Genomic DNA, 2,710 nt, shown 5'->3' on the forward strand with positions numbered 1-2,710 from the left:
TGCGGAGCTTCTCTTCCGGGGTCCACCGCCTACGGCGCTGAACCCCTCCGAGAACCTCCGCATGCACATAGCTCCTGGGATTACTGTCGGTCATATGCCTCACTCTTACATAAGTGTGAGGAACTGTCCGGTAATTTTTGGGGGCCGCTTCACTGCATTACGAGGCCGGACAGATGGCAGCATCCGACCTACGCGCAATCATACCCAAATTATCGCTTGCGTTCGTCGGGGCGTCCACAGATGCGTTCGTCGGGGCGTCCACAGAAGATCATAGGGTGTCATTTCGACGCGCACGGCGTCGCCGACAACGGACCGGATGCGGAAACGCCGCATCCGGCCGGCTGTGTAGGCAATGAGCCGATGGCCGTTTTCGAGTTCGACGCGGAATCGCCCGCCGGGCAGAATCTCGTCGATCATGCCCTCAAAGGTGAGGACCTCTTCCTTGGCCATCTAAAGCGTCAGGCCGCTTCGAGATTGACGGCCGAAACCTTGCCATCGCGACCGGTTTCGAGCTCGTAACTTACGCGCTGATCTTTATTGAGAGTCGCCATGCCGGCGCGCTCGACCGCGGAGATGTGGACGAAGCTGTCGCCCGAACCATCCGCGTTCGCGATGAAGCCATAGCCCTTATCGGAATTGAAGAATTTGACGTTGCCGATCGGCATGATTGTTTCCTTTCACGAAAACAGGGTATCCGCCGGCAAAAGCACCGACAGAGCTGGAAGCGTGAGAAGGGAAGGAATAGACCCGGTAAGGGGCATCAAAATTCCGTCGCAGGCGACGTTAGCCAGATGCGTATGGATCGAGATAATATAAAAGTCAAGAAATTCCTTGATTTCATGCGTCGCCGACGAGTTTTGTTCTGGAAGGCGCTTGCAAATTTATTCACCGGTTTGCTGAATTTTTCGGAAGGAAATCCGCCGCGTTATCGAAGATTCTTCTCGCCTTTTTTATTGCATAGGCTTGTTCAGGTCCGGCGGGCGATAGAGGAGGTGGCGCATCACTTCGTCGTCTATCACAGCGACGCGGAGCCCTAGGTCTTCCGCCGCGTCGGCGCCCGTAGTGCAAATTTGCCGAATGTAGTCTGCTCAGAGCGGCTCGATCGCGCTCATACTGAGGCTTTGAAGAAGGCAGAGACGTGAACCTGCGTCTCGGGCAGCGCGATGCTCAGCGCGCGGCTCATTCGAACTCCGGGTCGCGGGCCAAGGACCGGATCGCTGTGGCGACGCGATCATAGCCTTCCGGGCTCTCGGTCGCGATCGCGATCGGACGACCACCAAGCTCCGTGTTTTCGCTGTTAAGAAACGCGATTGCGGGATCGCGGCCGCCCATGGTCAGGAAGGCGAGCTGGCTGATGTCGCCTTGGCGGCGGGCATCGGCGGGTGCCAGCGGCGTGCGGCTCTTTCGGAAGAAGCGGCCTGACCGGGCTTTGGCGCCCGTCGAAGTCTCCGGAGTCGGATCGGTTTGCGAAGTCATGGCCCTAAGCCCCTGCGTGTAAGCGGGAGCACTATGTCTCTCAGTCGCGGCGGCCTACGAGAACGAGAGCGGCGATAACTATGATATGGGGGTTGTCGACGGGATTGTAAGGTAGCCGGCAGCGTCTCGTGCGGCATTTGGCTGTCTGTTCGACCTGCGTGTACAAAAAAAGACGCCCGCACGATCGGAACCGGGCGGGCGTCAGATGAAGAACTCGGATTTCCTGAAAGGAAGAGCTCTCTGGGTCGCCCGGCGCGGATAGGCGCGCGGGCGGAAAGGCAATTGTACGGAAGCGCCAAAAGACTCCTGTCGACGACGGTATTCGCTCGGAATCTCTCGCCACGGACGTCGGGTCGAAGAGGGGCTGAACGAATGTCGGCTACGCAATATCGGGGTCCGGAAGCTGCCAGTTCACTTTCGGCCAACCGGCTTGACTCGAGCGTTTCCCTTTTTGGCCATTTTGGCCACAGGAGAACGATCATGGGTAGATCAGAATTCGACTATTTACCTCCACGACCGGCGTGGAATGCCGGTCGAAAGGTAGGTGCAAAGCGGCCGCTAAAACCACGGCAGATATGGGCAATTCGCTTCCACTTGGATCGAGAGCACCGGCTTCGAGACCGGGCGCTGTTCGATCTCGCAATCGACAGCAAGTTGCGAGGCTGCGATCTTGTGAAGATCAAGATCGGCGATCTCGTCGCCGATCGCTTCCATGTCATTCGGCTGCTCAACCAGCATTTCCTCGAAGGATGGAAGCGCTTCGATCCCGAGGGCCGAAAGAATCGCGGGCTGCTCAGTTTGATGCGGCGCCATCGATGGAAGCTAAGCGAAGAACAGCGCAAAAGGCTGGCCGTCTACCTGAAAGCCAATCCGGTGCTCGAAGCCCTCTACACTGCCAAGCAGGACATGGCCCTCCTGCTGACGCAAAAATCCCTCAATGCCAAAAAGGCCAGCCAGCTTATCCCCGACCTGCTCAGGCTGATCGATCAGTTCGCCGCCAGCCCCCTCAAGTCCCTCGCCGATACCCTGACCAGCTGGCTCGAGCCCGTCGCCCGCATGTGGCGCTTTTCCAGGAACAATGGAATCACCGAGGGCTTTCACACAAAGATGGAGATGATCTCGCGCCGCGCGTTCGGCTTCCGAAACTTTCACAACTACCGCTTGCGCGTGCTCGCTCTTTGCGGTTGGAATGGCGTCATCAATCGGGTCTGATCCACCCTCATCCCCCGTTCAC

The 2,710-nt window shown here is 58.2% G+C and carries 4 protein-coding genes; 1 reads left to right on the top strand and 3 read right to left on the bottom strand.

The features are described from left to right. Positions 1-198: 198 nt before the first annotated feature. From infA to B5X69_RS20530, 3 genes are all read right to left on the bottom strand, one after another. Positions 199-450, bottom strand: a complete 252-nt coding sequence (gene infA / locus B5X69_RS20515) for a translation initiation factor IF-1 (protein ID WP_079640317.1) — start codon at positions 448-450, stop codon at positions 199-201. Positions 451-458: 8 nt separating this feature from the next. Then, positions 459-665: a cold-shock protein gene (locus B5X69_RS20520; RefSeq protein ID WP_079640318.1), complete on the bottom strand. Its 207-nt coding sequence runs from the start codon at positions 663-665 to the stop codon at positions 459-461. Between the two features lie 514 nt (positions 666-1,179). Beyond that, a complete protein-coding gene (locus B5X69_RS20530; protein ID WP_079640320.1) occupies positions 1,180-1,476 on the bottom strand; it encodes a hypothetical protein in 297 nt (98 codons plus the stop codon). Between the two features lie 480 nt (positions 1,477-1,956). Between B5X69_RS20530 and B5X69_RS20535 the strand changes: the two genes are divergently transcribed. After that, positions 1,957-2,688 (top strand): transposase, encoded by a 732-nt coding sequence (locus B5X69_RS20535; protein WP_079640321.1) that lies wholly within the window; start codon positions 1,957-1,959, stop codon positions 2,686-2,688. The last annotated feature ends 22 nt before the right edge of the window (positions 2,689-2,710 follow it).

It is taken from the genome of Sphingopyxis flava (assembly GCF_900168005.1).
GTDB classification, from domain to species: Bacteria; Pseudomonadota; Alphaproteobacteria; order Sphingomonadales; family Sphingomonadaceae; genus Sphingopyxis; species Sphingopyxis flava.